The 26,140-nt window shown below is 66.0% G+C and carries 29 protein-coding genes and 2 tRNA genes; 13 read left to right on the forward strand and 18 right to left on the reverse strand.

Translation table 11 applies throughout. The features are described 5' to 3' along the window. Positions 1-12: 12 nt before the first annotated feature. The 7 genes from LZ686_RS00250 to metK all read left to right on the forward strand — a co-directional run bounded on the left by LZ686_RS00250 (position 13) and on the right by metK (position 8,168). Complete coding sequence (locus LZ686_RS00250) at positions 13-558, forward strand: DUF1285 domain-containing protein (RefSeq protein ID WP_349546619.1); 546 nt, start codon at positions 13-15, stop codon at positions 556-558. Continuing rightward, entirely contained in the window at positions 559-1,317 is a 759-nt protein-coding gene (locus LZ686_RS00255) for a hydroxypyruvate isomerase family protein (RefSeq protein ID WP_295167511.1), read from the forward strand. Positions 1,318-1,535: 218 nt separating this feature from the next. Continuing rightward, a complete protein-coding gene (locus LZ686_RS00260) occupies positions 1,536-2,660 on the forward strand; it encodes a hypothetical protein (RefSeq protein ID WP_045980725.1) in 1,125 nt (374 codons plus the stop codon). Positions 2,661-2,801: 141 nt separating this feature from the next. Further along, entirely contained in the window at positions 2,802-4,622 is a 1,821-nt protein-coding gene (gene typA, locus LZ686_RS00265) for a translational GTPase TypA (RefSeq protein WP_045999190.1), read from the forward strand. 257 nt (positions 4,623-4,879) lie between these two features. Continuing rightward, the gene (locus LZ686_RS00270; RefSeq protein WP_349546620.1) at positions 4,880-5,524 is read left to right on the forward strand and encodes a TetR/AcrR family transcriptional regulator; all 645 of its coding nucleotides are present in this window, start codon (positions 4,880-4,882) and stop codon (positions 5,522-5,524) included. A 75-nt stretch (positions 5,525-5,599) separates the two neighbouring features. Further along, positions 5,600-6,985, forward strand: a complete 1,386-nt coding sequence (gene ahcY, locus LZ686_RS00275) for an adenosylhomocysteinase (RefSeq protein WP_349546621.1) — start codon at positions 5,600-5,602, stop codon at positions 6,983-6,985. A gap of 4 nt (positions 6,986-6,989) precedes the next feature. Further along, entirely contained in the window at positions 6,990-8,168 is a 1,179-nt protein-coding gene (metK, locus tag LZ686_RS00280; RefSeq protein ID WP_349546622.1) for a methionine adenosyltransferase, read from the forward strand. A 38-nt stretch (positions 8,169-8,206) separates the two neighbouring features. Here metK and LZ686_RS00285 read toward each other — a convergent pair whose 3' ends face one another. Continuing rightward, on the reverse strand, positions 8,207-8,665 hold the full coding sequence (locus LZ686_RS00285; protein ID WP_045999186.1) for a type II toxin-antitoxin system RatA family toxin: 459 nt from the start codon (positions 8,663-8,665) through the stop codon (positions 8,207-8,209). Positions 8,666-8,736: 71 nt separating this feature from the next. On the opposite strand from LZ686_RS00285, the gene LZ686_RS00290 reads away from it, so the two are divergent. Then, a complete protein-coding gene (locus tag LZ686_RS00290) occupies positions 8,737-8,916 on the forward strand; it encodes a hypothetical protein (protein WP_349546623.1) in 180 nt (59 codons plus the stop codon). 137 nt (positions 8,917-9,053) lie between these two features. Here the strand turns inward: LZ686_RS00290 and ypfJ are convergent, their stop codons facing one another. Next, positions 9,054-9,890: a KPN_02809 family neutral zinc metallopeptidase gene (gene ypfJ / locus LZ686_RS00295; protein WP_127898488.1), complete on the reverse strand. Its 837-nt coding sequence runs from the start codon at positions 9,888-9,890 to the stop codon at positions 9,054-9,056. A 148-nt stretch (positions 9,891-10,038) separates the two neighbouring features. Here ypfJ and LZ686_RS00300 point away from each other — a divergent pair, with 148 nt between their 5' ends. The 4 genes from LZ686_RS00300 to LZ686_RS00315 all read left to right on the forward strand — a co-directional run bounded on the left by LZ686_RS00300 (position 10,039) and on the right by LZ686_RS00315 (position 15,110). Next, positions 10,039-10,617, forward strand: a complete 579-nt coding sequence (locus LZ686_RS00300; RefSeq protein ID WP_139598592.1) for a YqaA family protein — start codon at positions 10,039-10,041, stop codon at positions 10,615-10,617. Next, complete coding sequence (locus tag LZ686_RS00305) at positions 10,614-11,081, forward strand: disulfide bond formation protein B (protein ID WP_349546624.1); 468 nt, start codon at positions 10,614-10,616, stop codon at positions 11,079-11,081. Before LZ686_RS00300 ends, LZ686_RS00305 begins: the two co-directional genes overlap by 4 nt. Before the next feature lie 103 nt (positions 11,082-11,184). Continuing rightward, positions 11,185-13,962: a DNA gyrase subunit A gene (gyrA, locus tag LZ686_RS00310; protein ID WP_502921976.1), complete on the forward strand. Its 2,778-nt coding sequence runs from the start codon at positions 11,185-11,187 to the stop codon at positions 13,960-13,962. 59 nt (positions 13,963-14,021) lie between these two features. Continuing rightward, entirely contained in the window at positions 14,022-15,110 is a 1,089-nt protein-coding gene (locus LZ686_RS00315; RefSeq protein ID WP_349375150.1) for an AI-2E family transporter, read from the forward strand. A 42-nt stretch (positions 15,111-15,152) separates the two neighbouring features. Here the strand turns inward: LZ686_RS00315 and LZ686_RS00320 are convergent, their stop codons facing one another. The 4 genes from LZ686_RS00320 to LZ686_RS00335 form a co-directional block, all read right to left on the reverse strand. After that, positions 15,153-17,615, reverse strand: a complete 2,463-nt coding sequence (locus LZ686_RS00320) for a DUF3772 domain-containing protein (protein ID WP_304613707.1) — start codon at positions 17,613-17,615, stop codon at positions 15,153-15,155. Between the two features lie 8 nt (positions 17,616-17,623). Then, complete coding sequence (locus LZ686_RS00325) at positions 17,624-18,655, reverse strand: cysteine synthase A (RefSeq protein ID WP_349546625.1); 1,032 nt, start codon at positions 18,653-18,655, stop codon at positions 17,624-17,626. Positions 18,656-18,739: 84 nt separating this feature from the next. Further along, the gene (locus LZ686_RS00330; RefSeq protein ID WP_349546626.1) at positions 18,740-19,801 is read right to left on the reverse strand and encodes an NUDIX domain-containing protein; all 1,062 of its coding nucleotides are present in this window, start codon (positions 19,799-19,801) and stop codon (positions 18,740-18,742) included. Further along, on the reverse strand, positions 19,798-20,655 hold the full coding sequence (locus tag LZ686_RS00335; protein ID WP_349546627.1) for a hypothetical protein: 858 nt from the start codon (positions 20,653-20,655) through the stop codon (positions 19,798-19,800). Before LZ686_RS00335 ends, LZ686_RS00330 begins: the two co-directional genes overlap by 4 nt. Before the next feature lie 108 nt (positions 20,656-20,763). On the opposite strand from LZ686_RS00335, the gene LZ686_RS00340 reads away from it, so the two are divergent. Next, positions 20,764-20,853, forward strand: a tRNA-Ser gene (locus tag LZ686_RS00340). Between the two features lie 103 nt (positions 20,854-20,956). Here the strand turns inward: LZ686_RS00340 and LZ686_RS00345 are convergent. The 12 genes from LZ686_RS00345 to LZ686_RS00395 form a co-directional block, all read right to left on the reverse strand. Then, positions 20,957-21,031 (reverse strand) — tRNA-Val (locus LZ686_RS00345). A 49-nt stretch (positions 21,032-21,080) separates the two neighbouring features. Continuing rightward, entirely contained in the window at positions 21,081-21,623 is a 543-nt protein-coding gene (locus LZ686_RS00350) for a histidine phosphatase family protein (protein WP_304613710.1), read from the reverse strand. A 96-nt stretch (positions 21,624-21,719) separates the two neighbouring features. Beyond that, entirely contained in the window at positions 21,720-22,787 is a 1,068-nt protein-coding gene (locus LZ686_RS00355; RefSeq protein WP_349546628.1) for a tyrosine-type recombinase/integrase, read from the reverse strand. Then, the gene (locus LZ686_RS18815; RefSeq protein ID WP_084697134.1) at positions 22,676-22,957 is read right to left on the reverse strand and encodes a helix-turn-helix domain-containing protein; all 282 of its coding nucleotides are present in this window, start codon (positions 22,955-22,957) and stop codon (positions 22,676-22,678) included. The genes LZ686_RS00355 and LZ686_RS18815 overlap by 112 nt, the downstream gene beginning before the upstream one ends. Then, positions 22,957-23,532, reverse strand: a complete 576-nt coding sequence (locus LZ686_RS00360; protein WP_349546629.1) for an MT-A70 family methyltransferase — start codon at positions 23,530-23,532, stop codon at positions 22,957-22,959. The genes LZ686_RS18815 and LZ686_RS00360 overlap by 1 nt, the downstream gene beginning before the upstream one ends. Further along, positions 23,529-24,011, reverse strand: a complete 483-nt coding sequence (locus LZ686_RS00365; RefSeq protein ID WP_349546630.1) for a hypothetical protein — start codon at positions 24,009-24,011, stop codon at positions 23,529-23,531. Before LZ686_RS00365 ends, LZ686_RS00360 begins: the two co-directional genes overlap by 4 nt. Further along, the gene (locus LZ686_RS00370) at positions 24,008-24,652 is read right to left on the reverse strand and encodes a hypothetical protein (RefSeq protein ID WP_349547111.1); all 645 of its coding nucleotides are present in this window, start codon (positions 24,650-24,652) and stop codon (positions 24,008-24,010) included. The genes LZ686_RS00365 and LZ686_RS00370 overlap by 4 nt, the downstream gene beginning before the upstream one ends. A gap of 41 nt (positions 24,653-24,693) precedes the next feature. Further along, complete coding sequence (locus LZ686_RS00375; RefSeq protein ID WP_349546631.1) at positions 24,694-24,996, reverse strand: hypothetical protein; 303 nt, start codon at positions 24,994-24,996, stop codon at positions 24,694-24,696. Next, entirely contained in the window at positions 24,993-25,160 is a 168-nt protein-coding gene (locus LZ686_RS00380; protein ID WP_349546632.1) for a hypothetical protein, read from the reverse strand. The genes LZ686_RS00375 and LZ686_RS00380 overlap by 4 nt, the downstream gene beginning before the upstream one ends. 109 nt (positions 25,161-25,269) lie before the next feature. Continuing rightward, complete coding sequence (locus LZ686_RS00385; RefSeq protein WP_349546633.1) at positions 25,270-25,557, reverse strand: hypothetical protein; 288 nt, start codon at positions 25,555-25,557, stop codon at positions 25,270-25,272. Then, complete coding sequence (locus LZ686_RS00390; protein ID WP_349546634.1) at positions 25,554-25,901, reverse strand: hypothetical protein; 348 nt, start codon at positions 25,899-25,901, stop codon at positions 25,554-25,556. Before LZ686_RS00390 ends, LZ686_RS00385 begins: the two co-directional genes overlap by 4 nt. Then, positions 25,898-26,104: a hypothetical protein gene (locus LZ686_RS00395; RefSeq protein ID WP_349546635.1), complete on the reverse strand. Its 207-nt coding sequence runs from the start codon at positions 26,102-26,104 to the stop codon at positions 25,898-25,900. Before LZ686_RS00395 ends, LZ686_RS00390 begins: the two co-directional genes overlap by 4 nt. Positions 26,105-26,140: the final 36 nt, after the last annotated feature.

Consider the following 26,140-nt stretch of genomic DNA (forward strand, 5'->3'; position numbering starts at 1 on the left):
CGACCAGATCGAATGGCGGAAAACGGTGACAAAAGCGTGAACCCCGACGGGCTGGCGCAGGCCGCGGCGATCGCGGCCAAGGACGGGCCGGCGCCCGTGCATCTGTGGAACCCGCCCTATTGCGGAGAGATGGACCTGACCATCAGCGCGGACGGCACCTGGCTGCACGAAGGCACGCCCATCGGACGCCCCGCGATGGTGCGCCTGTTCGCCAGCATCCTGAAGCGTGAGGGCGACCGATTTTACCTGGTTTCTCCGGTCGAGAAGATCGGCATTCAGGTCGAGGATGCGCCCTTCCTGGTCACCGATGCCGACATTGCCCAGGACGCGATCACCTTCACCACCAACATGGGCGAACGGGTGACGGCGGGTCCGGATCACGCGATCATCATCCGCGGCACGGCCGAGGTTCCGCGGCCCTATGTCCATGTGCGCGGCGGGCTGGAGGCGCTGATCGACCGCAAGACCTTCTACCGTCTGGCGGCCGCAGCCAATCCCGGGCCCGACGGGCGCGCGGCGGTGCGATCCGGCGGACAGTCTTTCGCCCTGGAGCCCTGAATGCCGCAGTTCGCAGCCAATCTGACGACGCTGTTCACCGAACTGCAGATGATCGACCGCTTTGCCGCCGCGGCCGAGGCCGGGTTCACCGGGGTCGAGATCCTGTTCCCCTATGACATCGCGGCGCAGGACCTCTATCGCGCGTCGGTCAAGACGGGGCTGCCGATCGTGCTGATCAACGCGCCGCCGCCGAACTGGGCCGGCGGGCCGCGCGGGTTTGCCGCCGTTCCGGGGCTGGAGGATCGCTTTCGTCGCGATTTCGAACGCAGCCTGCGCGTGGCGCAGGCGCTGCGCGCGCGTCACATCCACATCATGGCCGGTCGCGCCGAGGGCCCACAGGCGCTGGAGACCCTTGTCGCGAACCTGTCCTGGGCCGCGGACCGCGCCCCCCATGCCAGCCTGACGATCGAACCCGTGAACGACACCGACATGCCGGGCTATTTCCTGACAGATTACGGCATGGCCATCGACATCATCGACCGCATCGCCGCGCCGAACCTTGGGCTGCAGCTGGACACCTATCACGCGCAGGTCATCACGGGCGACATGCAGGCCTGCTGGCGCAAGGTCGCCCCGCTGGTGCGCCACATCCAGATCGCGGGCCATCCGGGCCGGAACGAGCCTGACGTCGGCACCCTGGATTATCCCGCCCTGTTCGCGGAGCTGGACGACTGGGGGTACCGTGGCTGGGTGTCGGCGGAATACGCCCCCGTCCGAACCACCCAGTCCGGATTGGGCTGGCTGCACGCCGCCGGTTGAACCCGCGCAACATCCGGTCGGATTTTCCTGTGCAACAGGGAACTTGCGCGCAGCGTGGTCCGTTTGCTGACAGATGCGTCGCCGTGTCGCGCCCCCGGGCGCGGCAGACGCCCAAAGCAAAGGGAAAATGCCATGAACTCGATCATCTACATTGTCGGCCTGGTTGTCGTCGTCCTGTTCGTCCTGTCGTTCCTCGGCCTGCGTTGAGGGTTAACAGCATGAACGAAAACCTCGAAGCAGCCGGCACCGGCTCGCGCCCCCATGTCGACTGGGCATCCATCCTTGCCGGTGCGGCCATCGCCGCAGGCGCCTCGGTCGTCTTCACGGGCTTCACGGCTGCCATCGGCCTTGGTTCCGTCTCGGCAGAGCCGGGAGAAGGTCTGGGCACGTTCGCCCTGATCCTGGTCGGCCTGTTCGCCTTCGCGTCCATGGTGGCTGTCTATGGTCTGGGTGGATACGTGTCAGGGCGGATGCGCCGTCGCACCCATTCCGGTGAGGACCAAACCGACGCACGCGATGGCATTCATGGCCTGACCGTTTGGGCGATTGGCATGATCCTGACGGGCATCCTGGCTGCAGGCGCAGTGTCCAGCGGCGTTCGCGCGGCCGGCAATGCGGCGTCGACCGCAGTCGAGGCTGCGGGTTCCGCCGTGGGTGGTGCCGTTCAGGGCGCGGGTCAGTTGGCCGGCGGCGTGGTTGGTGGCGTTGGCCAGATCGCTGGCGGTGCCGTCAGCGGCGTCGGTCAGCTGGCTGGCGGGGCGATCTCGGGCGCCGGTGAGGCCGCTGGTGGTCAGGACATGGGCGGCAATCCGCTGGACTATGTGACCGACCGTCTGCTGCGCAGCGAGGCTGCGGCACCGGATCAGTTCTCGAACGAGGCGATCCGCAATGAGGTCACCGGCATCCTGGGCACCGTGCTGCGCACGGGCGAGGTGGCCGATGACGATCTGGACTATCTGCGCGACGCGCTTGCTGCCCGTACCGACCTGACCCCGGCCCAGATCGACGCCCGCGTCGAGGAAGCCGTGACCCAGGCCCAGGACCTGCGTGCCGAAGCCGAAGCCCGCATCGAAGAAGCGCGGACCCAGGCCGAGGAAGCCGTGGCCGCTGCCGAACAGCGCGCCCAGGAACTGCAGGCGCAGGCCGAACAGCAGCTGCAGGAGGCACAGGATGCCGCCATCGCCGCTGCCGAATCCGCCCGCCGCGGTGCGGTGTGGAGCGCGCTGTTCCTGGCCGTGTCGTCGCTGGTTGCCGGTCTGGCCGCCTGGATGGGCGCCATCAAGGGCGGTTCGGACCGCGATGCCGGCCGTGTCTGGGGCGGCCTGTCGCGTCGCCGCACCTGACCGGACGTCTCCGTCCGACGCGACGGAACTGTGACAAGCGTGGCCCCCGACCCCCGTGTCGGGGGCCACGCGCATTTGCGGGCTGGCATTCGCGGCCCTTATCGGCTAGGGCAGCCGCGAAACCTACAGATTAAGGCCGTCATGGATATCCGCAACATCGCCATCATCGCTCACGTCGACCACGGCAAAACCACCCTGGTGGACCAGCTGCTGCGTCAGTCGGGCTCCTTCCGCGACAACCAGGCCGTCGCGGAACGCGCGATGGACAGCAACGACATCGAACGTGAACGCGGCATCACCATTTTGGCCAAGGCAACCTCGGTCGAATGGAAGGGCACGCGCATCAACATCGTCGACACGCCCGGCCACGCCGATTTCGGCGGCGAGGTCGAACGCATCCTGTCGATGGTGGACGGCGTCTGCCTTCTGGTCGACGCGGCCGAAGGCCCGATGCCCCAGACCAAGTTCGTGACATCCAAGGCACTGGCCCTGGGCCTGCGCCCGATCGTCGTGCTGAACAAGGTCGACAAGCCTGCAGCCGAGCCCGACGAGACGCTGAACGACGTGTTCGACCTGTTCGCCAACCTGGGCGCCAGCGACGAGCAGCTGGACTTTCCGCATGTCTATGCCTCGGGCATCGGCGGTTGGGCCGACGCGACGCTGGACGGCGAGCGCAAGAACATGGACGCGCTGTTCGACCTGATCCTGAAGCACGTCCAGCCGCCCAAGCAGATCACCCGCGCGGACGAGCCGTTCCAGATGCTGGCGACAACGCTTGGCGCCGACGCCTTCCTGGGCCGTCTGCTGACCGGTCGCGTCGAGGCGGGCACCGCCAAGGCCGGCGACACGCTGAAGGCACTGTCGCGCGACGGCGAGCGGCTGGAGCAGTTCCGCATCAGCAAGATCATGGCGTTCCGCGGCTTGACCCAGACCCCGATCGACGTGGCCGAGGCCGGTGACATCGTGACGATCGCGGGCATGGCCAAGGCCACCGTGGCCGACACGCTGTGCCACCCGGACGTGATGGAGGCCCTGCCCTCGCAGCCGATCGATCCCCCGACCATCAGCGTCACCTTCGGCATCAACGACAGCCCGCTTGCCGGCAAGGACGGCAAGAAGGTCCAGAGCCGCGTGATCCGCGAGCGCCTGATGAAAGAAGCCGAGATCAACGTCGCCATCAAGGTCGAGGACACCCCCGGCGGCGAGGCCTTCGTTGTCTCGGGTCGGGGCGAACTGCAGATGGGCGTCCTGATCGAGAACATGCGCCGCGAAGGGTTCGAGCTGTCGATCAGCCGCCCGCGCGTGATCTACAAGGAAGAGGACGGCCAGCGCCTGGAGCCGATCGAGGAAGTCATCATCGACGTCGATGATGAATACACCGGCGTGGTGATCGAGAAGCTGACCGGCGACCGCAAGGGCGACCTGGTCGAGATGCGTCCTGCCGGCGTCGGCAAGACGCGCATTGTGGCCCATGTCCCGTCGCGGGGCCTGATCGGCTATCAGGGCGAGTTCATGACCGATACGCGCGGCAACGGCGTGCTGAACCGCATCTTCCACGGTTGGGCGCCGCACAAGGGTGCCATCCAGGGCCGTCGCCAGGGCGTGCTGATCAGCATGGAGAACGGCGTGTCCGTGTCCTATGCGCTGTGGAAACTGGAAGATCGCGGCAAGTTCTTCATCGGCGCGCAGGAAGAGCTGTATCAGGGCATGATCATCGGCGAACACAGCCGGGACAACGACCTTGAGGTGAACCCGCTGAAGGGCAAGCAGCTGACCAACGTCCGTGCCTCCGGCACCGACGAGGCCGTCCGCCTGACGCCCCCGGTCCGCCAGTCGCTGGAAGAGGCGATCGCCTATATCAACGACGACGAACTGGTCGAGGTCACGCCCAAGAACATCCGTCTGCGCAAGCGGCACCTGGATCCGCACGAACGCAAGCGCGTCGCACGGTCCGGCGCCTGATACGCGTCTACCGCGAGTTTGCTGAAATCACAGGTCCGCGTGCCCCCCGGCACGCGGACCTGTCCATTTAGATATGTCGCCAAGGCGACACTTCGTGCTATGATTGTCTTATCCGAATTGCGCACCCGTTTAAGATGCACAAATTTGGTTGCTACATAGATTCCACGGCTGCTTTTCTGGGGCATTCTGACCCTAAATCACATTCAAGTCATCTGTTTTCGTTTGGCCCACCCCGCAACGGATCGGATTGCATCGTGATGAAACACCTGTCGGAACACCGTGACCCCAGGGGTCTGCACGACCGCGCCATCAGTGCCGCGATGACGCTTGTTCTGGACCAACGCCGCCAGCCCCCCACGATTGCCGATATTGCCGAAGCCGTCGACGAACCCGTCGAACGGGTCCGTGCCTTGTTCGCCGATGAACGCGCCCTGCTGGTGGCCAGCGTCGAACAGGCGCTGGTTGTGCTGATCGACAGCTGCACCCGCGCGGTGGTCCGCGTCGATCCCGACGACCCCGTTGCGCAGTTCCTGAGCCTGGGCGACACCTATCTGGATTGGGCCTGCCGCTATCCCGCGCAGTTTAGGCTGCTGCAGGACTGCAATCTGACCAACGCGCGGCACGAACCCATCCTGCGGCGCTATACCGACAGCATCGCCGATCTGACGCTGCGCATGCTGGCGCGGGCCCGCGATACCGGTCGCCTGCACCCGCGCGAGGATATCGCGATGCTGGCCCTGTCCGCGCGCTGCTATGTGGTGGGGCTTGCGCGGCTGGTTCTGGACGGCCGCCTGAAGGATTGGACCGAAGAGCGCGATTCCCTGACCACCGCCAAGCATCTGACGCATGATTTCGTGCATCGCATGGCGCGCAGCAGCCAGCCCCATATGGCCGGCATGTGACGGATTAGCCCCTTTCGGACCCATGGTGCTTGCGGTATCCCGGTTGCAACCTGTGAATGACCGAAGAGAGCAGCCGTGACCGATTACATCATCAAGGACATTGCGCTGGCCGAATACGGCCGCAAGGAACTGGACATCGCCGAGACGGAAATGCCCGGCCTGATGGCGCTGCGTTCCGAATACGGCGAGGCCAAGCCGCTGGCGGGCGCCCGGATCGTCGGCAGCCTGCACATGACCATCCAGACCGCCGTCCTGATCGAGACGCTGACCCATCTGGGCGCGGATGTACGTTGGGCCTCCTGCAACATCTACTCGACCCAGGATCACGCCGCTGCCGCCATCGCCGCTGCGGGTGTCCCGGTCTTTGCCATCAAGGGGCAGAGCCTGGCCGAGCATTGGGATTACCTTGATCGCTCGTTCCAGTTCCCCGAGGGCCCGAACCTGATCCTGGATGATGGCGGCGATGCGACGCTGTACATCCTGCTGGGTGCCCGCGCCGAGGCCGGCGAGGACGTGATTCCCGTGCCGCAGTCGGACGAAGAAACCGTCATCAAGGCGCAGATCGCCAAGCGCCTGGCGCAGTCGCCCGGCTGGTTCACGAAGATGCGCAACCAGATCGTCGGCGTGTCCGAGGAGACGACAACCGGCGTCCACCGCCTGTACGACCTGCAGAAGAACGGCCAGCTGCCCTTCCCCGCGATCAACGTGAACGACAGCGTGACCAAGTCGAAATTCGACAACAAGTACGGCTGCAAGGAATCGCTGGTCGACGGCATCCGCCGTGCCACCGACGTGATGATGGCGGGCAAGGTCGCCGTCGTCTGCGGCTATGGCGACGTCGGCAAGGGCTCGGCGGCGTCGCTGCAGGGCGCGGGCGCCCGCGTGAAGGTGACCGAGGTCGATCCGATCTGCGCGCTGCAGGCCGCGATGGACGGGTTCGAGGTCGTGACCCTGGAGGATGTGGCCGACAGCGCCGACATCTTCATCACCACCACCGGCAACCGCGACGTGATCCGGCTGGAGCATATGCGCGCCATGAAGGACATGGCGATCGTCGGCAACATCGGCCATTTCGACAACGAGATCCAGGTCGCGGCGCTGCGCAACCACAAATGGACCAATATCAAGGACCAGGTGGACATGATCGAGATGCCTTCGGGCAACCGCATCATCCTGCTGTCGCAGGGGCGCCTGCTGAATCTGGGCAATGCCACGGGCCACCCGTCGTTCGTGATGTCGGCCAGCTTCACCAACCAGGTGCTGGCGCAGATCGAGCTGTGGACCAAGGGCGACGACTACAAGCCCGGCGTCTACATCTTGCCCAAGGCGCTGGACGAAAAGGTCGCGCGGCTGCACCTGGACAAGATCGGCGCGAAGCTGTCCGTGCTGTCGTCCGAACAGGCCGCCTATATCGGCGTGACGCCGGAGGGCCCCTTCAAATCCGACCATTACCGGTATTGATGTCATGACAGAGTATTCGACCTTCACCTCGGAATCCGTGTCCGAGGGCCATCCCGACAAGATCGCCGACCAGATTTCGGACGCGATTCTGGACGCCATCCTGGCCGAGGACGCGCGCGCCCGCGTGGCGTGCGAGACCATGGTCAAGACCGGCGTCGCCATCATCTCGGGAGAGATCACCACCAGTGCCTGGGTGGATCTGGAATCCATCGTGCGCGGGGTGATCACCGACATCGGCTATAACTCGTCGGATGTGGGGTTTGACGGGGCCACCTGTTCGGTCATCAACATCATCGGCAAGCAGTCGCCCGAGATCAACCAAGGCGTCGACCGCGCCAGCCTTGAGGAGCAGGGCGCAGGCGACCAAGGCCTGATGTTCGGCTATGCCAGCGACGAAACCGACGTGCTGATGCCCGCCGCGATCACCTATGCCCATCGCCTGGTCGAACGCCAGGCGGCGGTACGGCGCGACGGCACCCTGCCCTGGCTGCGCCCAGATGCCAAATCGCAGCTGACGCTGCGTTATGACGCCAACGGCCGCCCCGAGGGGATCGACGCGGTCGTGCTGTCCACCCAGCACAACCCCGAGATCAGCCTGGCCGACCTGCGCGAGGCGGTGATCGAGGAGATCATCCGCCCGGTCCTGCCCGCGGAATGGCTGTCGGATGCCACCAAGTTCTTCATCAACCCCACCGGCAAGTTCGTCATCGGCGGTCCCGTCGGCGATTGCGGCCTGACCGGGCGCAAGATCATCGTCGACAGCTATGGCGGCATGGCCCGTCATGGCGGCGGCGCGTTCTCGGGCAAGGATCCGTCAAAGGTAGACCGTTCGGCGGCCTATGCGGGTCGTTGGGTTGCCAAGAACATCGTGGCGGCCGGTCTGGCCAAGCGCTGCGAGATCCAGGTCAGTTATGCGATCGGCGTGGCCGAGCCCACCTCGATCAGCCTGAACTGCTTTGGCACCGAAACCGTGCCGGTCGACCGGATCGTCGCGGCTGTGCGCGAGGTGTTCGACCTGCGCCCATTCGCGATCATCCGCGAACTGGACCTGCTGCATCCGATCTATCGCCCGACGGCCAGCTATGGCCATTTCGGTCGCGAACCCTACGCGTTGAACGGGGCGACCGCGTTCAGCTGGGAACGCACCGACAAGGCAGAAGCGCTGAAATCGACGCTGAGCTGAATGACGAAGGCCGCCCCACCGGGCGGCCTTTTTCCTTGTCATCCATACAGCTTGCGGGCCCGATCCTCGAAAGCGCGGACGATGCGGGACATCGCCTCGTGGAAGACGACGCCGATCAGGCGTTGCAGGATCGCGTTCTTGAATTCGAAATCGACGAAGAACTCGACATGACAGCCCCCTTCCGGGCGATCCTTGAACGACCAGCCGCTGCGCATGTACTTAAACGGGCCGTCCAGATATTCCGTGTCAATTTTCCAGACGCCGTCCTGTTCAGGCCACAAGACGACCCTGCTTCCAAAGCGTTCGCGAAAGACCTTGAAGCTGATGACCAGATCGGCGGCGATCTCCTCCGCGCCGTCGGGGCGAGTGGTGCGCGTCCGAATGCGGGCGGCACTGTTCCAGGGCAGGAACTGCGGGTAGCTTTCGATGTCGGCCACCAGATCGTACATCTGGCGGGCACTGTAGGGAAGGTTGCGGCTGTCGCGGTGGTTCGGCACGGGCTATCGCTCTTGAGTTTCGTCGCGGCGTCTGTTTCGATTCGGCACCGATTTAACAGGCAGGACGCGCGATGAACATGATATGGCTGCTGCGTGCGGCAAAATGGGCGCGCAACCCTCCCAGTGCCAAGATGGTCAAGCTAGTGATCGCCGTGATAACGATCGGGCTTGCGCTGCTGGCGCTGGAAAAGCTGGGCTGGTGGCCGGACTGGGCCACGCAGGACCAACGCCCGCACCGCCTGCCCCGCTAACGGTCAGTCGCGATCGCGAACGGCAACCGGACGGGGCTTGGGCGCCCCCAGGGCCAAGGTGATGGCGAAAGCGGTCAGAAGGCCCGCGAAAGTCAGGATCAGGGTCATCATTTCCTCCGGTCTGTTTGGTGTCGGAGTCACAGGGCCCCGGCGCCGAACGTGTCACACTGTCTCATATCGCCCGAGTCGAACCCGCGCATCAGCCATTCTTGACGCTGCGCCGCGCTGCCGTGGGTGAAGCTGTCGGGCATGGGGGTCCGGCCCGCACTGGCCTGGATCACGTCATCGCCGACGGCCTCTGCTGCGCGCATCGCCTCGTCCAGATCGCCAACGTCCAAGGTGCCGAAACGTTCCTGCGCCTGGCGTGCCCAGATGCCGGCATAGCAGTCGGCCTGCAGTTCGGTCGCGACGGACAACTGGTTGGCCTGCGTTTCCGAAAGACCCGGCTGCTGTGCGGCGCCAAGGGTGCCGGTCAGGTTCTGGACGTGATGCCCCACCTCGTGCGCGATGACGTAGGCTGCGGCGAAATCGCCCCCCGCGCCCATGCGATCCGCCATCATGTCGAAGAAGTCGGTGTCCAGATAGACGCGCTGATCGCCGGGGCAGTAGAACGGACCCATGGCCGACGACGCACCACCGCAGGCCGACTGCACCACGCCGCTGAACAGGACCAGGGTCGGGTCCTGATAGGCGACGCCCGCCTGCTGCTGCAGCACCGGCTGCCAGACCTCTTCGGTGTCGGCCAGAACCACGCTGACGAATTCGCCCCATTCTTGGTCGCGCTGGCTCAGTTCGGTGGACTGCCCACCGCCCTGATCCAGGCCCTGGACCAGCGGCGTCACGTCGATCCCGAAGAAATAGCCGACCGCCAGCACCACCAGCGTGCCCGCCACGCCCAATCCGCCGACCCCGGCACGGCCCATGCCCCGCCGATCCTCGACATTTCCGCTGCCCCGTCGTCCGCGCCACTGCATGCCCTGGTCCCCCTGCTGGCTGTCGCCCCGAACGCCCCGCCCCGCCGGGGGTTCCCGCCAACCATCACAGCGCCGCGACGGGCGTGCAAGGCGCTTGACGCGACGGCCCTGCGGGGGGATGCACGGGGCACGCGACAAAGGGGCGGACATGCTGCGCAGGCTATACGACTGGACCATGGGGCTGGCGTCGCACCGCCACGCGAACGCGTCGCTGTTCACGGTCAGCTTCATCGAAAGTTCGGTGTTTCCGATCCCGCCCGACGTGCTGATGATCCCGATGGTGCTGGCGCAGCGGGCGCGGGCCTGGGCCATCGCCTTCATCGCCACGGCGGGGTCGGTTCTGGGCGCGCTGCTGGGATACGCGATCGGCGCGATCCTGATGGACAGCGTCGGCATGTGGGTCCTGACCATGTACGGCAAGGAGGCCGCGTTCGACGACCTGGCCGCGCGCTTTGCCGAGTTCGGCGGTTGGGCGGTGCTGGTCGCGGCGCTGACGCCCTTTCCGTTCAAGGTCATCACCATCTTTTCAGGCGCCGTGGGCTTTTCGTTGCCCCTGTTCGTGCTGACCAGCATCATCGGCCGCGCGGGGCGGTTCTATGTCGTGGCCGGGCTGCTGTGGCGGTTCGGGCCGCCGATTCGCGATTTCATCGAACGTCGGCTTGGGCTGATGTTCTCCATCTTCATGGCCTGCCTGATCGGCGGCTTTGCGGCGGTGAGGTACCTGTGACGGGCATCAGGCTTTCCCTTCTGGCGGGCGCGGGGTCCGCGCTGCTGCTGATTGCGGCGCTTGGGTTTCAGGCGGCGGGCTATGCCCCGTGCGAGCTGTGCATCCTGCAACGCTGGCCGCATGTGGCGGCGGCGGGCATCGCGGCGCTGATCTGGCTGACCGGCCGGGTGCCGGCGCTGGCGGTTCTGGGGATGATCGCCGCGGGTGCGGCGATGGGGCTTGCGATCTATCACGTCGGGGTCGAGATGACCTGGTGGGCCGGGCCGGCGCATTGTTCGGGCGGCGTGGGCGATCTGTCGCGGATGACCACGCAGGACCTGATGGCCCGCCTGCAATCCGCCCCCGTGGTCCGCTGCGACGAGATCGCGTGGCAGTTCATGGGCGTGTCGATGGCGGGCTGGAACGCGATCCTGTCGGCGGGTCTGGCGGGCCTGTGGGCAGTGGCCGCCCGCAATGGCGCCTGAGGTCCCCGCAAGGCGTGATTTCCTGACCTTGGGGGCGGGGCGCGATTGCCCCCTGCGGCAGGCTCGGCTATACCGAACCCCAACTAGATGTTGAGGAATACCCGTGGCCGACACCCCAGAAGACGATCTGCCCGAAACCCCCGAAGACGGTGCCGCGGGCCGCGTCGTGATGCATCACGACGGCCCCATGATCGACATCAGCGCCGAGATGCGGACCTCGTATCTGGACTATGCCATGTCGGTGATCGTCAGCCGGGCGATCCCCGACCTGCGCGACGGCCTGAAGCCGGTTCACCGCCGCATCCTCTATGCGATGGACGAAAGCGGCAACACCGCCGACAAGCCCTATCGCAAGTCCGCGCGGTCCGTGGGCGACGTGATGGGCAAGTATCACCCCCATGGCGACAGCGCGATCTATGACGCGCTGGTGCGGATGGCGCAGACGTTCTCGATGTCGCTGCCGCTGCTGGACGGCCAGGGCAACTTCGGGTCGATGGACGGCGATCCGGCCGCGGCCATGCGCTATACCGAAGTGCGGATGGACAAGCCCGCCAACTTCCTGCTGATGGACATCGACAAGGACACCGTCGATTTCCAGGACAACTATGACGGCAAGGACCGCGAGCCGACCGTCCTTCCGGCGCGGTTCCCGAACATGCTGGTCAACGGCGCGGGCGGCATCGCCGTCGGCATGGCGACCAACATCCCGCCGCACAACCTGGGCGAGGTCATCGACGCCACGCTGGAGTTGATCGCCGATCCCGACCTGCCCACCGAGCGCCTGCTGGAGATCATCCCGGGCCCCGATTTTCCCACGGGCGCCACGATCCTGGGCCGGTCCGGGGCGCGCAAGGCCTATCTGGAAGGTCGCGGCAGCGTCATGATCCGCGCCAAGACCCATATCGAGGAACCGCGCAAGGACCGCTTTGCCATCGTCATCGACGAGATCCCGTATCAGGTGAACAAGTCGACCCTGATCGAGCGGATCGCCGAACTGGCCAAGGAGAAGAAGGTCGAGGGCATCGCCACCGTCCAGGACGAATCCGACCGCCATGGCGTGCGCGTCGTGGTCGAACTGAAGCGTGATGCGACCCCCGACGTGGTGCTGAACCAGCTGTTCCGCTTTACCCAGCTGCAGACGACTTTTGGCTGCAACATGCTTGCGCTGAACGGCGGCAAGCCCGAACAGCTGGCGCTGCGCGACTTCCTGACCTACTTTATCAGCTTCCGCGAGGAGGTCGTCGCCCGCCGCACCGCCTACGAGCTGCGCCGCGCCCGTGAACGCAGCCATGTCCTGTGCGGCCTGGCCGTCGCGGTCAGCAATGTCGACGAGGTCGTGGCCACCATTCGCGGCAGCGCCGATGCCGCCGAGGCCCGCGAGAAGCTGATGGAGCGGCGCTGGCCCGCCCATGACATCGTCGAATACCTGCGCCTGATCGACGATCCGCTGCATCCGGTGAACGAGGACGGGACCTACAACCTGTCGGAGACGCAGGCCCGCGCCATCCTTGAGCTGCGCCTGCAGCGTCTGACCCAGTTGGGCGTCAAGGAGATCACGGACGAGCTGCAGTCGCTGGCCGACAGCATCCGCGACTATCTGGCGATCCTGGCGTCGCGCGAACGGATCATGGCGATCATCGCGGACGAGCTGCGCGAGGTCCGCAATCTGTTCGCCGTGCCGCGCCGCACCGAGATCGTCGACTGGTCCGGCGACATGATGGACGAGGACCTGATCGAGCGCGAGGACATGGTCGTCACCATCACCTCTGGCGGCTACATCAAGCGGACCGCGCTGGCCGAATTCCGCGCGCAGCGGCGCGGCGGCAAGGGTCTGTCCAGCATGGCCACCAAGGAAGACGACGTGGTCACCACGCTGTTCGTGGCCAACACCCATACCGAGCTGCTGTTCTTCACCACCGACGGCATGGTCTATCGGATGAAGACCTGGCGCCTGCCGCTGGCGGGCCGCACCTCCAAGGGCAAGGCGATGGTCAACATCCTGCCCATCGGCGCGGGCGTCAGCATCGCGGCGCTGTTGCCGATGGATGCGCCGGAAACGGAATGGGACAACTATCAGGTGGTCTTTGCCACGGATGACGGCGACGTGCGTCGCAACGCGCTGTCCGATTTCGGCAGCGTGCGCGCGAACGGCAAGATCGCGATGAAGCTGCCCGAGGGCGTCACGCTGGTGAACGTGCGGATGGCGACCGAGCAGGATGACGTGATGCTGGTGACCGCGCAGGGTCGCGCGATCCGCTTCCCGACCACGGCGGTGCGGGTCTTCAAGGGCCGCGATTCCACCGGCGTCAGGGGCATCCGTCTGGCCGAGGGCGACAAGGTCGTCAGCATGTCGGTCATCCGCCATTTCGAGGCGGACCCGTCCGAACGCGTGGCCTATCTGAAGATGCGCCGTGCGGTTGCCGGTGCGTTGGACGACGGCGCCGAAGCGGACGAGGATGACGACACCCCCGAGGGCACCGTCACCCAGGAACGCTACATCGAAATGTCGGCGGCCGAAGATCTGATCCTGACCATCACCGCCAAGGGATCGGGCAAGATCAGCAGCAGCCACGACTATCCGGTCCGTGGCCGTGGGGGCCAAGGCGTGATGGCGATGGACCGCGCCATGCGGGGCGGCCCGCTGGTCGCCAGCTTCCCGGTCGAAAGCTTTGACCAGATCATGCTGGCGACATCGACCGGACAGTCGATCCGGGTCCCGGTGCAGGGCATAAGCTTCCGCTCGCGCAGCGCGGGCGGGGTGCGGGTCTTCAACACCGCCGCCGGAGAGGTCGTCGTCTCGGTCGCGCGGATTGCCGAACAGGGCGACGCGGTCGACCTGGACGAGGGCGATCCCGGCCGGACCGAGCCCGCGCAGGACTGACATCATCGACCCGACCCCGGCCGCCGGGGTCGGGTTTTTCCGATCCGCAGGGGCGTCATTTGGACCATTCGAACGAGACCGTGCTGAGAGAGCGCCTGCAGACCGGGTTTCTGGGGCTGATCGCATTCTCGCTGCTGATGTTCATGCTGGTGCAGGCCAAGTTCATCCTGATCTCTCTGGCGATCGCGATCATCCTGTTCTCGCTGACCTCGGATGCGATCCACGCCATCTCGACCCGGCTTCGGGTGCCGAACTGGTTGGCAACCACGCTGGCGCTGATCGGGATCGCGCTTGGACTGCTGTGGGTGTCGACCACCATCGTCGCGCAGGTGAACGAGGTGGTGTTCCTGGCGATCAGCTATGCCGAACGGGCGCAGGCCGCCCTGCCCGCCCTAACCGAGCGTCTTGGCCCCGAGGCGCAGGAACGCATCATCACGGCGCTGACCAACTTCAACATCACCGGCTGGATCCGGTCGCTGGCGGGACAGGCCTCCGGGCTGCTGTCGGGCAGCGTGCTGGTGATCCTGTTCGTGGGATTCATGTTCGCCGAACAGGTGTGGTTCCCGCTGAAGATCGAGCGTTTGGCCAATGACGCCGACCATGCGCGCCAGATCCGCCGCATCATCGCGTCCATCATGCACCGCGTGAACCGCTATCTGGTGGTCAAGACCGGGGTCAGCGCAGTCACGGCCTCGATCGTCTGGCTGATCTTCTGGACGATGGGGCTGGAGCTGGCAACCGCGGTGGCCCTGCTGACCTTCGTCCTGAACTTCATCCCGTCGGTCGGGTCGATCATCGCGACGCTGATCGCGGTCCTTCTAGCCTTCGTGCTGACCGGCGACCCGACGGCCACGGTGATCGTGGGCGTGCTGTGCGCGGTCACGCAGTTCCTGATCGGGAACATCATCGATCCGATGCTGCTGGGCCAGACGCTGCGGCTGTCCAGTTTCGGCATCATTCTGTCGCTTGCCTTCTGGGGGGCGATCTGGGGGGTGCCGGGGATGTTCCTGGCGGTTCCGATCATGGTCGCGCTGATGATCATCTGCGCCCATATCCCCTGGCTGCGGGGCGTTGCGGTGATGCTGTCGCGCGAAGGTTTGCCCGATGACGGTGACAATGACGTCCAATCCGACCGGATGGTGGCCTGATCCGGGGCATGCGGCGACTGGCCCCATGCCCCGGACGGTCGATCAGCGGCTGTCGCCGTCGTCCGGCAGGCCCGGCGCCTCATCGGCGTCATCGCGGGTCAGTTCGGGGCTGACGGTCGTGGGTGCCGTCAGGGCACCCGGCTGCGCGTTCCGCGACGCGGGCCCGTGCGACTGACCGGGCAGCGCCTCGGGGTTGCGCAGCCAGATGTCGCGTTGTGCGAAGGGGATCTCGATCCCCTCTGCGCCAAAGCGCTGGACGATGGAGTGCAGCAGGTCCGACGTCACGCCAAGCCCCGTGCCGACATCCGCCAGGATCGCCCGGATCTCGAAGTTCAGGGCATCTGCCCCAAGGCCTCGGAACAGGATCGCCGGTGCCGGGTCGATGGAGACCAACGGGTGATCCTCGACGATCTCGCGCAGGACATTCTCGACCTTCTTCGTGTCGCTGCCATAGGCAACGCCGACGGGGATGATGATCCGGCCGACCTTGTTGTGGCGCGTCCAGTTGGTCACCGGCTGGCTGATCAGGTCGCTGTTCGGGACGATCACCTCGGTCTTGTCGAAGGTCTCGACCAAGGTGGCGCGGACCGAGATCTTCTTGACGATGCCCTGCTGGCCGCCGGCGCTGATCCAATCGCCGACGCTGACCGGACGCTCGATCAGCAGGATGATCCCGCTGACGAAGTTCGACACGATGTTCTGCAGGCCGAAACCGATACCGACCGACAGCGCACCCGCGACGATCGCAAAGGACGACATGTCGATCCCGGCCGAGGTGATGGCCAACAGCGCTGCCAGGAAGATCCCGACATAGCCCAGGCCCGACACCACGGCGTTCTGTCCGCCCGCATCCAGCCGCGTCTTGGGCAGGATGGAGGTGCGCAGCATCCCCTGCACCCCGCGCGTCAGCGCATAGCCGATGGCGAAGATGATCAGGAAGGTCAGGATCGCGCCCGGCGACAGGTTCACCCCGCCCAGGCTGATGCCCTGGCGGAACCGGACCCAGTATTCGGCAAGCTCGGCGCCGGACGACCCCCAGATGATCAGGAAGATCGGGATCGACGCCAGGACCAGGCCGAATCCGGTCAGCAGCGGGGCCAGCCCCTCGCGTGCGCCCTCGGCCCCGCGCTGCATCATGTTGAACAGGTCGGCGGTGAAGTCCTGCAGCAGGATCAGCAGCCCCACCAGCGCCAGCGAGAACAGCCACGGCCAGACCAGAAGATTGCCGAGGTTGACGAAACCGGCCGCTGTCAGCAGCACCGCGATCGGCGCGATGATCCGCGTCAGACGCCCCGCCCAGGCCGCGATCCAGTGGCGATAGGACAGGTCCTGCGTCACGGCATCGCGTGTCAGCCGCCGCAGGATGTTGCCAAGCCGGAACATCGCCAGCGCGGCCAGCACGATCAGCACAAGGTGCCAGACGCCGGCCGACGCCTCTCCGAACTGGACGGGGACGCGGCCGACCTGCGCCTCGCCCTGTTCATATAGGCCCGACAGCGGCAGCATGGCACGCGACAGGATGTGGTGGATGGCCATCAGCAGGGCCAGCGTCTGGACCATGCGACCTGCCGAGACGCGGGCCTCCTCGGTCATCTGCAGCGAGGTATAGGCGATGGCGGTGCGCGGAAACAGCGCACGGGCCATCCAAATCCCGCCGAACAGGATCACCGCCGCCACCGGCAGCGCATTCAGGAACGGCGTCGTCCAGGGTCCGGGCAGACCGGTGGCCTGGATGGCGCTGATGCCCAGATAGACACCCGCCATCGGCACGGCGATCTGGCCCAGGGACACGACGAACGCCAGCACCGCCTTGGAATATTCCGACGCCCGGCTGGACAGGCGGGTGGGCAGCGCCACGATCCATGCCCGGCCATAGGTCAGGATCAGCAACGCCGCGATCAGATAGCCCGCGACATAGGGCAGCCGGGGACGCAGGTCGGCCCAGATTTCGGGCGTCGCGTCCTGGCCCGACACCTCCCCTCCGACACCCTCCAGCAGCGCAAGGCCGTCCGTCGCCGCCGCGGCCCACGATGCGGGCAGCACCGGCGACGGCGTCTGCTTGGCCAGTTCCAGCGCCTGACGTTGCCGCACGATCTCGTCGATCTGGCCGATGATGGAGTTGGCGCGACTGGTGGCCTCGGTCGCGGCGATGCGTGGGGCCTGGGCGGTGGACAGCTGCTGGTTCAGCTCGGTCCGCCGGTTTGCGACCTCCTCGTCCTCGGTCGCACCTTCTGCGGGCGCGGGGCCAAGGGCCTCGATCTGGTTGCGCAGGGTGGCGATGCGGTCGCCGTTGGCGTTCTGACCCTCCTGCAGCCGATCCCGCCAGTCGACGATCCGCGCCCGCGTGCGGGCCAGTTCCTCGTTGGTGGCCTGAGGGTTCGCGGTCAGCGACTCGGCGCGTTCGGCGACCTGGTTCCAGGTGTCATAGTTTACGGATTGGGCGATGGCGGGCGCGGCTGTCAGGGCCAGCAGCGCCACCAGGAACGTTGCAATCAGATGTCGCATGAAACCTTTCAGTCTTCGTATACCTGCGGCAGATCCGGCGCCGGACGGGTCAGCCATTCCGGTACGGGAAGGCCCTTGGCGCGCAGAAAGTCGGGGTTGAACAGCTTTGTCTGATAGCGGGTTCCGTAATCGCACAGGATGGTGACGATCGTATGGCCCGGCCCCATCTCGCGCGCCATGCGGATGGCGCCCGCGATGTTGATGCCGGACGATCCGCCCAGGCACAGCCCCTCGTCCCGCAGCAGGTCGAAGACGATGGGCAGCGCTTCCTCATCGGAGATGCGCCAGCTGTAATCGGGGGTGAACCCCTCCAGGTTGGCCGTGATGCGGCCCTGGCCGATGCCTTCGGTGATCGAACTGCCGGGGCTGTCGAACTCTCCGGTGGTGTAGAACGAATGCAGGGCCGCGCCTTCGGGATCGGCAAGGCCGATCTTGACGCCCTTGTGCTGCAGCGCGTCCGCGACGCCCGCCAGCGTGCCGCCGGAGCCCACCGCGCAGATGAACCCGTCGACCTTGCCGTCGGTCTGGTCCCAGATCTCGGGTCCGGTCGTCTCGACATGGGCCTGGCGGTTGGCCACGTTGTCGAACTGGTTGGCCCAGATGGCCCCGTTCGGCTCGGTGCGCGCCAGCGCCTCGGCCAGACGGCCGGAATATCGGACATAGTTGTTGGGGTTCTTGTAGGGGGCGGCCGGAACCTCGACCAGGGTCGCGCCGGCCAGCCGCAGCATGTCCTTCTTTTCCTGGCTTTGGGTCTCGGGGATGACGATCACCGACTTGAACCCCATCGATGCGCCGACTAAGGCCAGGCCGATGCCGGTATTGCCGGCCGTCCCCTCGACGATGGTGCCGCCGGGGCGCAGCGCGCCGCGCGCGACCGCATCCTTGATGATGTACAGCGCCGCGCGGTCCTTGACCGACTGGCCGGGGTTCATGAATTCGGCCTTGCCGAGGATCTCGCAGCCGGTCTCCTCGCTGGCGCGGTTCAGGCGGATCAACGGGGTGTTGCCGATCGCGTCGGCCAGATCAGAATAGATTCGCATGGCGATCGACCCTTTGTTCACAGGTGCAGGACTTTCCATTTACCTATACGCCCCCGGGTTGGAGGGGCAACCCCGCCCTGCCCCTCAGACCGGTGCCCGCAGCCGGTCCCGCCGCGCGTCAAGCCACAGGGACAGGGTGGCCAGCGGCCCGTTGGCGATCTGTCCCGCATCCACCAGCGCGGACAGCGTTTCGCGGTCCATCAGGTGGCCGCGAATATCCTCCGCCTCGGAATCCAGCCCGTGGACACCGGCGCAGCCGTCCGGCAAGTCCGCGATGCCGACATAGTGATACAGAAACTCGCACAGCGCGCCGGGGCTGGGATAGGCGTTGAAGGCCGGGATCAGCCGCGTCACCTGCAGCCCCGCTTCCTCCCGCGCCTCGCGCAGGATCGCGGCCTCGGGGGTCTCACCGGCGTCCACGCGACCCGCGACTGGCTCCAGCAGCCATGGCTGCGGATCGCCGCGAAGGGCGGGGGCCATGCGGAACTGCTCGATCACCAGAACGCGGTCGCGGACAGGGTCCCAAGGCAGCATGACGGCAGCATCGCCCGACAGGAACGCCTCGCGGGTCATGGGGGCGGTCTGGCCGCCCTGATGCAGGGCATGGGTCAGCACCTGCCGTTCGACCCCGAAGAACCCCAGGAACGGCTGACTGCGCTGCTGAACGCGCAACGCATCGGCGGGACGCTGCGGGACGATTCCCTGCCCCGACGGCGCCGATGCGCGGGCGCGCAGCCGGCTGCCCGCCCAGATCCCCATCATCGGCAGCCGCCATGCCAGCAGGTCTGCCCCGGTCCCTTCGGGTGCCTGCAGGATCTGGACTGCGATTTCGGCGGCGATCGCGTCACGGTCGACGATCGGCGCGTGATCCGCGGCGGGTCCGGGTCCGATGCCCATGACCTGCATCCCGCCCACCTCCTGCACCGTCAGGCGCATCACCGCGGCATAGCGATCCAGCTGCGGCGTAGGCTGTATGGCCAACCCCGGGACCGACCCCGGCGCAGGCAGCAGCGCGGGCCAGCCGTCAAGCACGACCCCCGCCCAGTGGCCGCCGGTCAGGACACCCGGTACCTCGACGGGCGTTCCGTCAAGGCCCAGCACCGCGCCCAGCTGCGGCTGCGCCAATGCGCCGACGACGACGATCAAAGCTGCTGTCCCTGACCGCGAAGCGCCGCGGCCATGCCCATGTCATACGAGGTCTGTCCGAAAACCCGGTCGAACCCCGCAAACAGCAGCTGCGACAGCGCCTGCCCCTCGGCCGATGCGGCGTGCTGGGCATAATCCGCAAGTTCGGCGTCGCTCAGCGGGCCATAGGCCAGCATCAGGAAACCCTGCAGCCAGACCGTCGCCTCCGCCTCGATCTGGTCGCGCTGCGCCCAGGCATCGGCCATCAGCTGCTGCTGATCCGGAGCCATGTCGAACCCGCCCCCTTCGGCATAGCCGCGGGAAAAGGCGATGGCCGCGTTCAGGCCACCCGCGACATTGGGCGCGATCAGGTCCGCCCCGTTGATCAGCTGGACGATCTGTTCCGCACGCGGATCACCGTTGCGCAGGGCGCGGGCAAAGTCCGCCCGTGCCTGATCCTCGACCCCGTCCTCCAGCAGGGCGCGCCGCGCGGACCCCTCCAGGCGGATGACCCGCTGGCCCAGGCCGGACCCGTGAAAGGCCAGTGCGCGATCCACCAGCTGCGGGTCCATGCGCGCGGCGGCGTCGCGGACGCCCGCCCGGAACAGCGCCTCCATCCGCGGGGTGTCGTGGATTCGCGCGACGACACGGGCCCACGGCAAGCCGCCCCCGGCGATCAGCCCCTCGCCCTCCATCCGGGCGGCCTCGGTCACGGCCTCCTCCTGCAGGATCGGCATCAGCGCGGCTAGGTCCAGGGTGCGCCACATGCGGTCGGCCGGGTCTTGCTGCATCTGCACCAGATGGACGTCCGCGGGCGGCGGCACTGCAGGTACAGGAGGTGCCAGAACGGCAAGCAATCCCAGAATGGTCAGCATGTCCCGCACCTTTCGCGAAAAATTTCGACGGTCGGGATTTTTTCGTCCAAACCCTCTTGCGCTTCAACCCCCACCCCTCTAATTCCGCGTCACCACACCAAGAAGCGCGGAGAGGTGCCGGAGTGGTCGAACGGGGCGGTCTCGAAAACCGTTGAGCCTGCAAGGGTTCCGTGGGTTCGAATCCCACCCTCTCCGCCATTTTCCATCAGTTCCGTTTCGATGGCCAATGTGGCATTTTTCAACAGAATAGTGCCAATGTCCCATTTTGGGGCCATGCTGTCGTGATGTCGGAAATGATGCATGGTGGCCCGTGAGAGATTCGAACTCCCGACCGGCCCGGTGTAAACGGGACGCTCTACCACTGAGCTAACGGGCCACGCTCGCCGCGCATAAAACCGATTTGGGTACCGCTTGGCAAGGGCGGATCAGACATCATCCACGTGGCGCATGACGGTTTCCGCACCGTTGCGGATCATGTGGATTCCACCTTGGTGAATCACCCCCTGGGCCAGATGTGCGGGGGCTTGGCCCAAGGCAAGGCATCGCAGCATGCGCAGGGTGATGCCATGGGTCACGACCAGCGTGGGGCCGGTCAGGTTCATCAGGAATGCCCGGCACCGTACCTCCAGTGCGGCGAACCCTTCGCCGCCCGGGCAGCGGTCGTACCACGCCAAGTCGCCACCTCGGAACAGGTCGGGATGGCTGCGGCGCAGATCACGCTCCAGGTGCCCCGCAAATTCACCCACGCAGATTTCGGAGAGGCGCGCATCATGCCGGAACCTGTCGCCGAACACGATCCGCGCCGTCTGGTCGGCCCGTCCAAGCGGGCTGGAGACGCGAAAGCCGTCGATCCCGCGCGTCAGATGCGCCAGCCATCCGGCCTGACGTATCCCACGGTCGGACAAGGGGGAATTGCCGCGGCCCTGCAGGCGGCCTTCGACGTTCCACAGCGTCTCGCCATGGCGCATCAGATACAGATCGGGAAGTGGAGCGGGTGAAGGGAATCGAACCCTCGTCGTAAGCTTGGGAAGCCCGGTGTCATTCTCTTGCGACATTGTTTCCGTTCACCTTTTCCTGTCGCTTCGGGAGTTTCTTCGGGATTCGGTCCCGCCGAGGACACTGAAGCCGTCTAGCGCCTCGGCCAGATCCTGGTCCAGTACATGGGCATATCGCGTCGTCGTTGTCACGTCGGCGTGGCCGAGGAGGCGGCTGACCAGTTTCAGGTTCCCGGTCTGCCGCAGCAGCCGCGTCGCAAACGTGTGGCGCAAGTCATGAAATCGGAAATCACGTATTTCTGCCGCAGCGAGGGCTTCTCGGAAGTCCTGCATCATCCCGCCGCTGCCGACGATGCGCTTGCGCGGCCGATCCTTCCGCAGCTGGTCCTCATAGGTGAAAACGTATTCGCGGTGATCCGGCAACGTGGCACGAGGCAGCGCCGACAACAGTGCCGCAACTTCCCGGCTGAGCGGGAACCGCATCTGCTTACCGCCTTTCACCCGGAAGAGAATGCGGCGCTCGTGGTGATCGATATCCGCCCATTTCAGATCACAGACCGTCGCCAGGCGCGCACCGGTCAGCAGGGCGAATGTCACGAATGGCTTGAGGTCAGATCTTAGATGCTCGAAGAGGCGTGCCTGCTCGGCTTGCGTCAGTTCACGGACCCTCTCGTCAGGCTCGGCGTTCTCTGCGCGTCGAAGGTCGATGTTCGGCATTTCGGCGCCGTGCACCCGTGCCATATGACGCAATGCGCGGCCAAGGAGTTGCAGCTGGCGATTGACCGTTGCATTCGCGGCTACTGCGCGACGGCGCGCGACGAACTTCATGATGTCGGCATTGGTGATGTCGGCCATTGGGGCCTTACCGTCCATCACGCTAAGGATCATTGCGCTCTGGCTGCGCGCCGTGCTGGCACTAGACTGGTGCTGGCAAATGTCCGTCCAGTATGTCCCGAGCGCTTGGGACAGGGTGAAGCGTTTCGTGATCTCGGGCGCTGCCCGCGCCTTAACACGTTCGGCGGCCTCTACTGCTTTCGCTTCCTCGTAGTCATCCGTGCCGCAACTGCCGTGAAATCGACGACCCCGGATTTGGAAGTCGAAGTGCCAGAAGCGCGAGCCTTTCGGGCGGTAGGGCATTGCTGGACGCGGTCCTCGATGAATGTGGTAAGATCGTCCGGGCGGTACCTGATCGTGCCGCTGGAGATCATGACGTATGGGAGACCTCTATTCCGAAGCCGCTGTAATGTCTTTTGGGAGACCTTTAGATAGGCGGCAGCTTCGTCCGGCGTCCATAAAAGCGGTGGCATCAGCTGGCCTCCTCGAATTTGTCGGACTCGTGACCCCAGTTCGACCACCCTGCCCGCCTCTGACGGCTGAACACCTCGACGCGCCGGGCGCCAGGCATCAGCTTCTCTGCCTCGGCGAAGGCCTCCTCCGGCTTGCGGCTATGCTCGCGGATCTGGCCCATGATGACGGACCTGGTGGAGCTGGTCGTCTTCGGCGCACCGCGCGTGCCGATCAAGAACGGCTCGCCGGCGCCGCGCAGGATGTAGCCCATGCCCATATTCAGCTTGCCGTTCACGGTTGTCTTCACCCAGTGGCCCGACGTCTTGTATTCAAAGCCCCAGGCCTCGATCATTGCCAAGGCCTGAGGAAGCATCGTGTTCAAGCCCCACAGCCACAGCAGGCAGTTTGGTGCGGCCAATGCCGCGACGGGCAGTGCGGCGATCTCGTCGATCGTCATGCAGGCGTACTTGGCCTGCGGGGACCGCGTCTCGCCTTTCTCGGACCGCATCTCATAGCGCCATGGGGGATCGGCCATGATCAGGTCGAAGCCGCCGAAGGGCCGCAGGTCGTTGAACTGGTGCAGGACGGTGGTCATCTGTTCTCGCCGGTGATCTGGTCACGCAGCTGGCGGTCTGTAAGCGGGCCTTTCCCCGCCTGCGCGGGTGATGCGGAAAGGGCTTCGGTGTAAGCCTCGCGTAGCGCGTCCTCTGCTGTCGGACCGGAACCCATGACGGTTCCCTTGTGATTGTCGACAACCACCCACGACCCTTCGGAGATGCCGCTCTCATTGGCTTCGCGCCAAAGCTGCAAAGGCTGGTCGTGGTAGGTCATCCACTCCAGAAGCGTGCCTGAGCAGGGTTCCTCCCGCAGCCCATCAGACGGGGCGGGGGCGGCCTGCGACGCGCGGCGGGCATCGTCACGCTCCCGGATCAGACGCTTTACCTTCACCTCGGCGCGGCGGGCGTCTTTAGTGGTGATATCCTTGCTGCCGTTCACCGCGGAGCATGCTTCGGCATCATCCTCAAAGTGCTGGATCAACCATTGCTCGTCCGTCAGTTTACCCGTGGTGGTCATCCCGTCATCTCCTGTGCCTGGACGGCATGGCCGCCCCACTGATCGGCGCTGGCATCGGCCACGCCTGCGAATGTTCTGCTGCGGATCTTCCATCGGTCCGGGCCCGGCGGCGCGCGGTGGATCGCGCTCCATGCCTTCCACTCTTCGCTTCCGCGTTCCGGCTCGGGCAGCATGTTCGTCGCCACCAGCTGCGGCAGGCCGCGCAGATAGAAACCGGTGGCCTTATAGGCTGGCTCGCCGAACCAGAACGGCTGCACGATCTGCGGCGCAGGCAGGTCTGCCGGCATCCGGTCCTTGGCAAGGTCGTTCATCTCGGGGTTCTCGATCGCGACCCGCTCGATCGGCGCGCGCCAGCAGGCAGTGAACAGGTCCACGCCCGCCTCAAACTCAACGCGCATGCTCGACCAGGTGCGGCCCTTTGGCAGCTGCTTGGGAGGTGTCCACTTGCCCGGCCCGGACATCCAGCGCCGGCCGGAACGGCAGAGGCGGGTGCAGGGTGGGTGCATCACGGCCATCAGGTCCCAGCCATCGCCTAGGATGTCGCGCACGTCGCCCCGGATGTGACGGTTGCTGCCGTCCTCGGCCGCGAGGAGATCGCAGGACCACACGTCATGGCCGCGGGCCGCAAAGGCCCGGCGCATCACGCCAGATGTCTCGCAGGCGATCAGGACGCGAAGGGCAATCAAGCCACCAGCTCCTCGTCGTCATAGCCGCGCCCGCCGTCCATGGCGGCCAGCTCATCGTCCATGCTGAAGGTCTTCGGCGTGCCCTGCATGACCGGAGTGCCGCTGCCGCGCAGGCGGTTGCTCCAACCCTTCTCGCGGGCCACGCGGGCGACGTGGCGAGCGGTAACGCCCCACTCGCGCGGTGCGGGGTACCGGGCGACTAGATCTGCGGCGACCTCGGCCGACGTGCGCGCCCAAGTGTGGGCCGTGCAATCGTAGTGAATGATGGCTGCCAGGGCCATCGTGCGCGGGCTGGTCATGCTGCCTCCTGCTTCGCCAGGTGCGCGTCGATCTGCGCGCGCGCTTGGTCCAAAGTTTCTGCGGTTCCGTGACCGTCGGTTTCGTCGTGGGTCCAGACGTAGGGCGTGCAGGGTATGTCGAACTGACGGATCGTGACGCCGCGGTGGGTGATGGGCTGAGTCATTTCAGCACCCTCCTGACCGACTGCGTCTGCGCGGCCATCGCGGCCTTGAGGTGATCGGTCAGCAGCTTGCCGAGGATTTCCTGCTGAACAGGGAGGTTCTTGATGACAGTCATGACCGGACCCCTTCCTGCAATGCCATCCTCCGGACCCTGTCCCACTGCTGGGCATCATCGCTGACAACGATGGTGATCGCCTGGCTAAGAGCCTCCCAGTTCGGCGGCAGGTGGCTTGCGATGACCGCCCTGCCCCGGTCCAGTGCCTCAACGACGCGGCAGCACTCGGCTGCGGCGGCATGGGCTAGCGGCGGCATGTCGATCGGGTCGACGTCGAAGCGTTCGACGATGCCCAGCATGGCGCTGGTGATCTCGTCGCGCAGTTCTTGCGTGATGCGGGTCATGTCAGTGCTCCAAGGATGCGGGCCGCGCAGCTGGGCAGCGCGGCAGTGCCGTCGCAGACCACCGGCCAGTTGGTGTTGATGGCGTCGTAGAGAGCGATGCCGATCACGAGGCAGACGAAGGGAAGCACCAGTCCGCCCGCGAGACCCACCAGGTGGGCGCGTCGGATCGCGGCGCGGTATTCCGGGGCGTCCTGGTCAAAAGCTTGTGGCGAAAGTCCCTCGCGCATGGCTGCGAGGCGCAGATCCTGTGCCTCGGCATAGGTGCCGCTGTCCCACCCCAAGTGGCGGGTTCGCCTGATCATCTCGGCATCGGCCAGGCTGAGCGGTTTCTGATCGGCGGTCATTGCGGCCCCCGATGAAGGTTGGCCACATGGCGCCGCTGCGTGACGCGGAAGCCCATGCTGCTCATGGCCACGTTCCACGCCATGCGGCGGATGCTCTCCGGCAGGCGGGAGGCGAGGTCAGGGGTCGACAGCACCGCCATCGCGTCAGCGACAGCGGCAGGCGTCACGGGCAGAGAAACGGTATTGCTGTAGACGGGGCGCATGGCCGGGGTCTCCATCGGGTTTCGATGGGACCTAAC

Source organism: Paracoccus sp. NFXS7 (assembly GCF_040148865.1).
GTDB lineage: Bacteria > Pseudomonadota > Alphaproteobacteria > Rhodobacterales > Rhodobacteraceae > Paracoccus > Paracoccus marcusii.

What these genes read in the sequence shown, in the direction of transcription:
- LZ686_RS00300 (WP_139598592.1), top strand. Translation starts at nt 10,039, where the DNA reads ATGCTGCGCAGGCTATACGACTGGACCATGGGGCTGGCGTCGCACCGC.
- LZ686_RS00360 (WP_349546629.1), bottom strand. Translation starts at nt 23,532, where the DNA reads ATGACCACCGTCCTGCACCAGTTCAACGACCTGCGGCCCTTCGGCGGC.
- LZ686_RS00375 (WP_349546631.1), bottom strand. Translation starts at nt 24,996, where the DNA reads ATGACCAGCCCGCGCACGATGGCCCTGGCAGCCATCATTCACTACGAT.
- LZ686_RS00350 (WP_304613710.1), bottom strand. Translation starts at nt 21,623, where the DNA reads ATGCGCCATGGCGAGACGCTGTGGAACGTCGAAGGCCGCCTGCAGGGC.
- LZ686_RS00385 (WP_349546633.1), bottom strand. Translation starts at nt 25,557, where the DNA reads ATGACCCGCATCACGCAAGAACTGCGCGACGAGATCACCAGCGCCATG.
- LZ686_RS00250 (WP_349546619.1), top strand. Translation starts at nt 13, where the DNA reads ATGGCGGAAAACGGTGACAAAAGCGTGAACCCCGACGGGCTGGCGCAG.
- typA (WP_045999190.1), top strand. Translation starts at nt 2,802, where the DNA reads ATGGATATCCGCAACATCGCCATCATCGCTCACGTCGACCACGGCAAA.
- LZ686_RS00380 (WP_349546632.1), bottom strand. Translation starts at nt 25,160, where the DNA reads ATGACTCAGCCCATCACCCACCGCGGCGTCACGATCCGTCAGTTCGAC.
- LZ686_RS00370 (WP_349547111.1), bottom strand. Translation starts at nt 24,652, where the DNA reads ATGCGCCGGGCCTTTGCGGCCCGCGGCCATGACGTGTGGTCCTGCGAT.
- LZ686_RS00325 (WP_349546625.1), bottom strand. Translation starts at nt 18,655, where the DNA reads ATGCGAATCTATTCTGATCTGGCCGACGCGATCGGCAACACCCCGTTG.
- LZ686_RS00290 (WP_349546623.1), top strand. Translation starts at nt 8,737, where the DNA reads ATGAACATGATATGGCTGCTGCGTGCGGCAAAATGGGCGCGCAACCCT.
- LZ686_RS00270 (WP_349546620.1), top strand. Translation starts at nt 4,880, where the DNA reads ATGAAACACCTGTCGGAACACCGTGACCCCAGGGGTCTGCACGACCGC.
- LZ686_RS00335 (WP_349546627.1), bottom strand. Translation starts at nt 20,655, where the DNA reads ATGCTGACCATTCTGGGATTGCTTGCCGTTCTGGCACCTCCTGTACCT.
- LZ686_RS00255 (WP_295167511.1), top strand. Translation starts at nt 559, where the DNA reads ATGCCGCAGTTCGCAGCCAATCTGACGACGCTGTTCACCGAACTGCAG.
- metK (WP_349546622.1), top strand. Translation starts at nt 6,990, where the DNA reads ATGACAGAGTATTCGACCTTCACCTCGGAATCCGTGTCCGAGGGCCAT.
- ypfJ (WP_127898488.1), bottom strand. Translation starts at nt 9,890, where the DNA reads ATGCAGTGGCGCGGACGACGGGGCAGCGGAAATGTCGAGGATCGGCGG.
- LZ686_RS00260 (WP_045980725.1), top strand. Translation starts at nt 1,536, where the DNA reads ATGAACGAAAACCTCGAAGCAGCCGGCACCGGCTCGCGCCCCCATGTC.
- LZ686_RS00395 (WP_349546635.1), bottom strand. Translation starts at nt 26,104, where the DNA reads ATGCGCCCCGTCTACAGCAATACCGTTTCTCTGCCCGTGACGCCTGCC.
- LZ686_RS18815 (WP_084697134.1), bottom strand. Translation starts at nt 22,957, where the DNA reads ATGCCACCGCTTTTATGGACGCCGGACGAAGCTGCCGCCTATCTAAAG.
- LZ686_RS00320 (WP_304613707.1), bottom strand. Translation starts at nt 17,615, where the DNA reads ATGCGACATCTGATTGCAACGTTCCTGGTGGCGCTGCTGGCCCTGACA.
- LZ686_RS00365 (WP_349546630.1), bottom strand. Translation starts at nt 24,011, where the DNA reads ATGACCACCACGGGTAAACTGACGGACGAGCAATGGTTGATCCAGCAC.
- LZ686_RS00390 (WP_349546634.1), bottom strand. Translation starts at nt 25,901, where the DNA reads ATGACCGCCGATCAGAAACCGCTCAGCCTGGCCGATGCCGAGATGATC.
- LZ686_RS00355 (WP_349546628.1), bottom strand. Translation starts at nt 22,787, where the DNA reads ATGCCCTACCGCCCGAAAGGCTCGCGCTTCTGGCACTTCGACTTCCAA.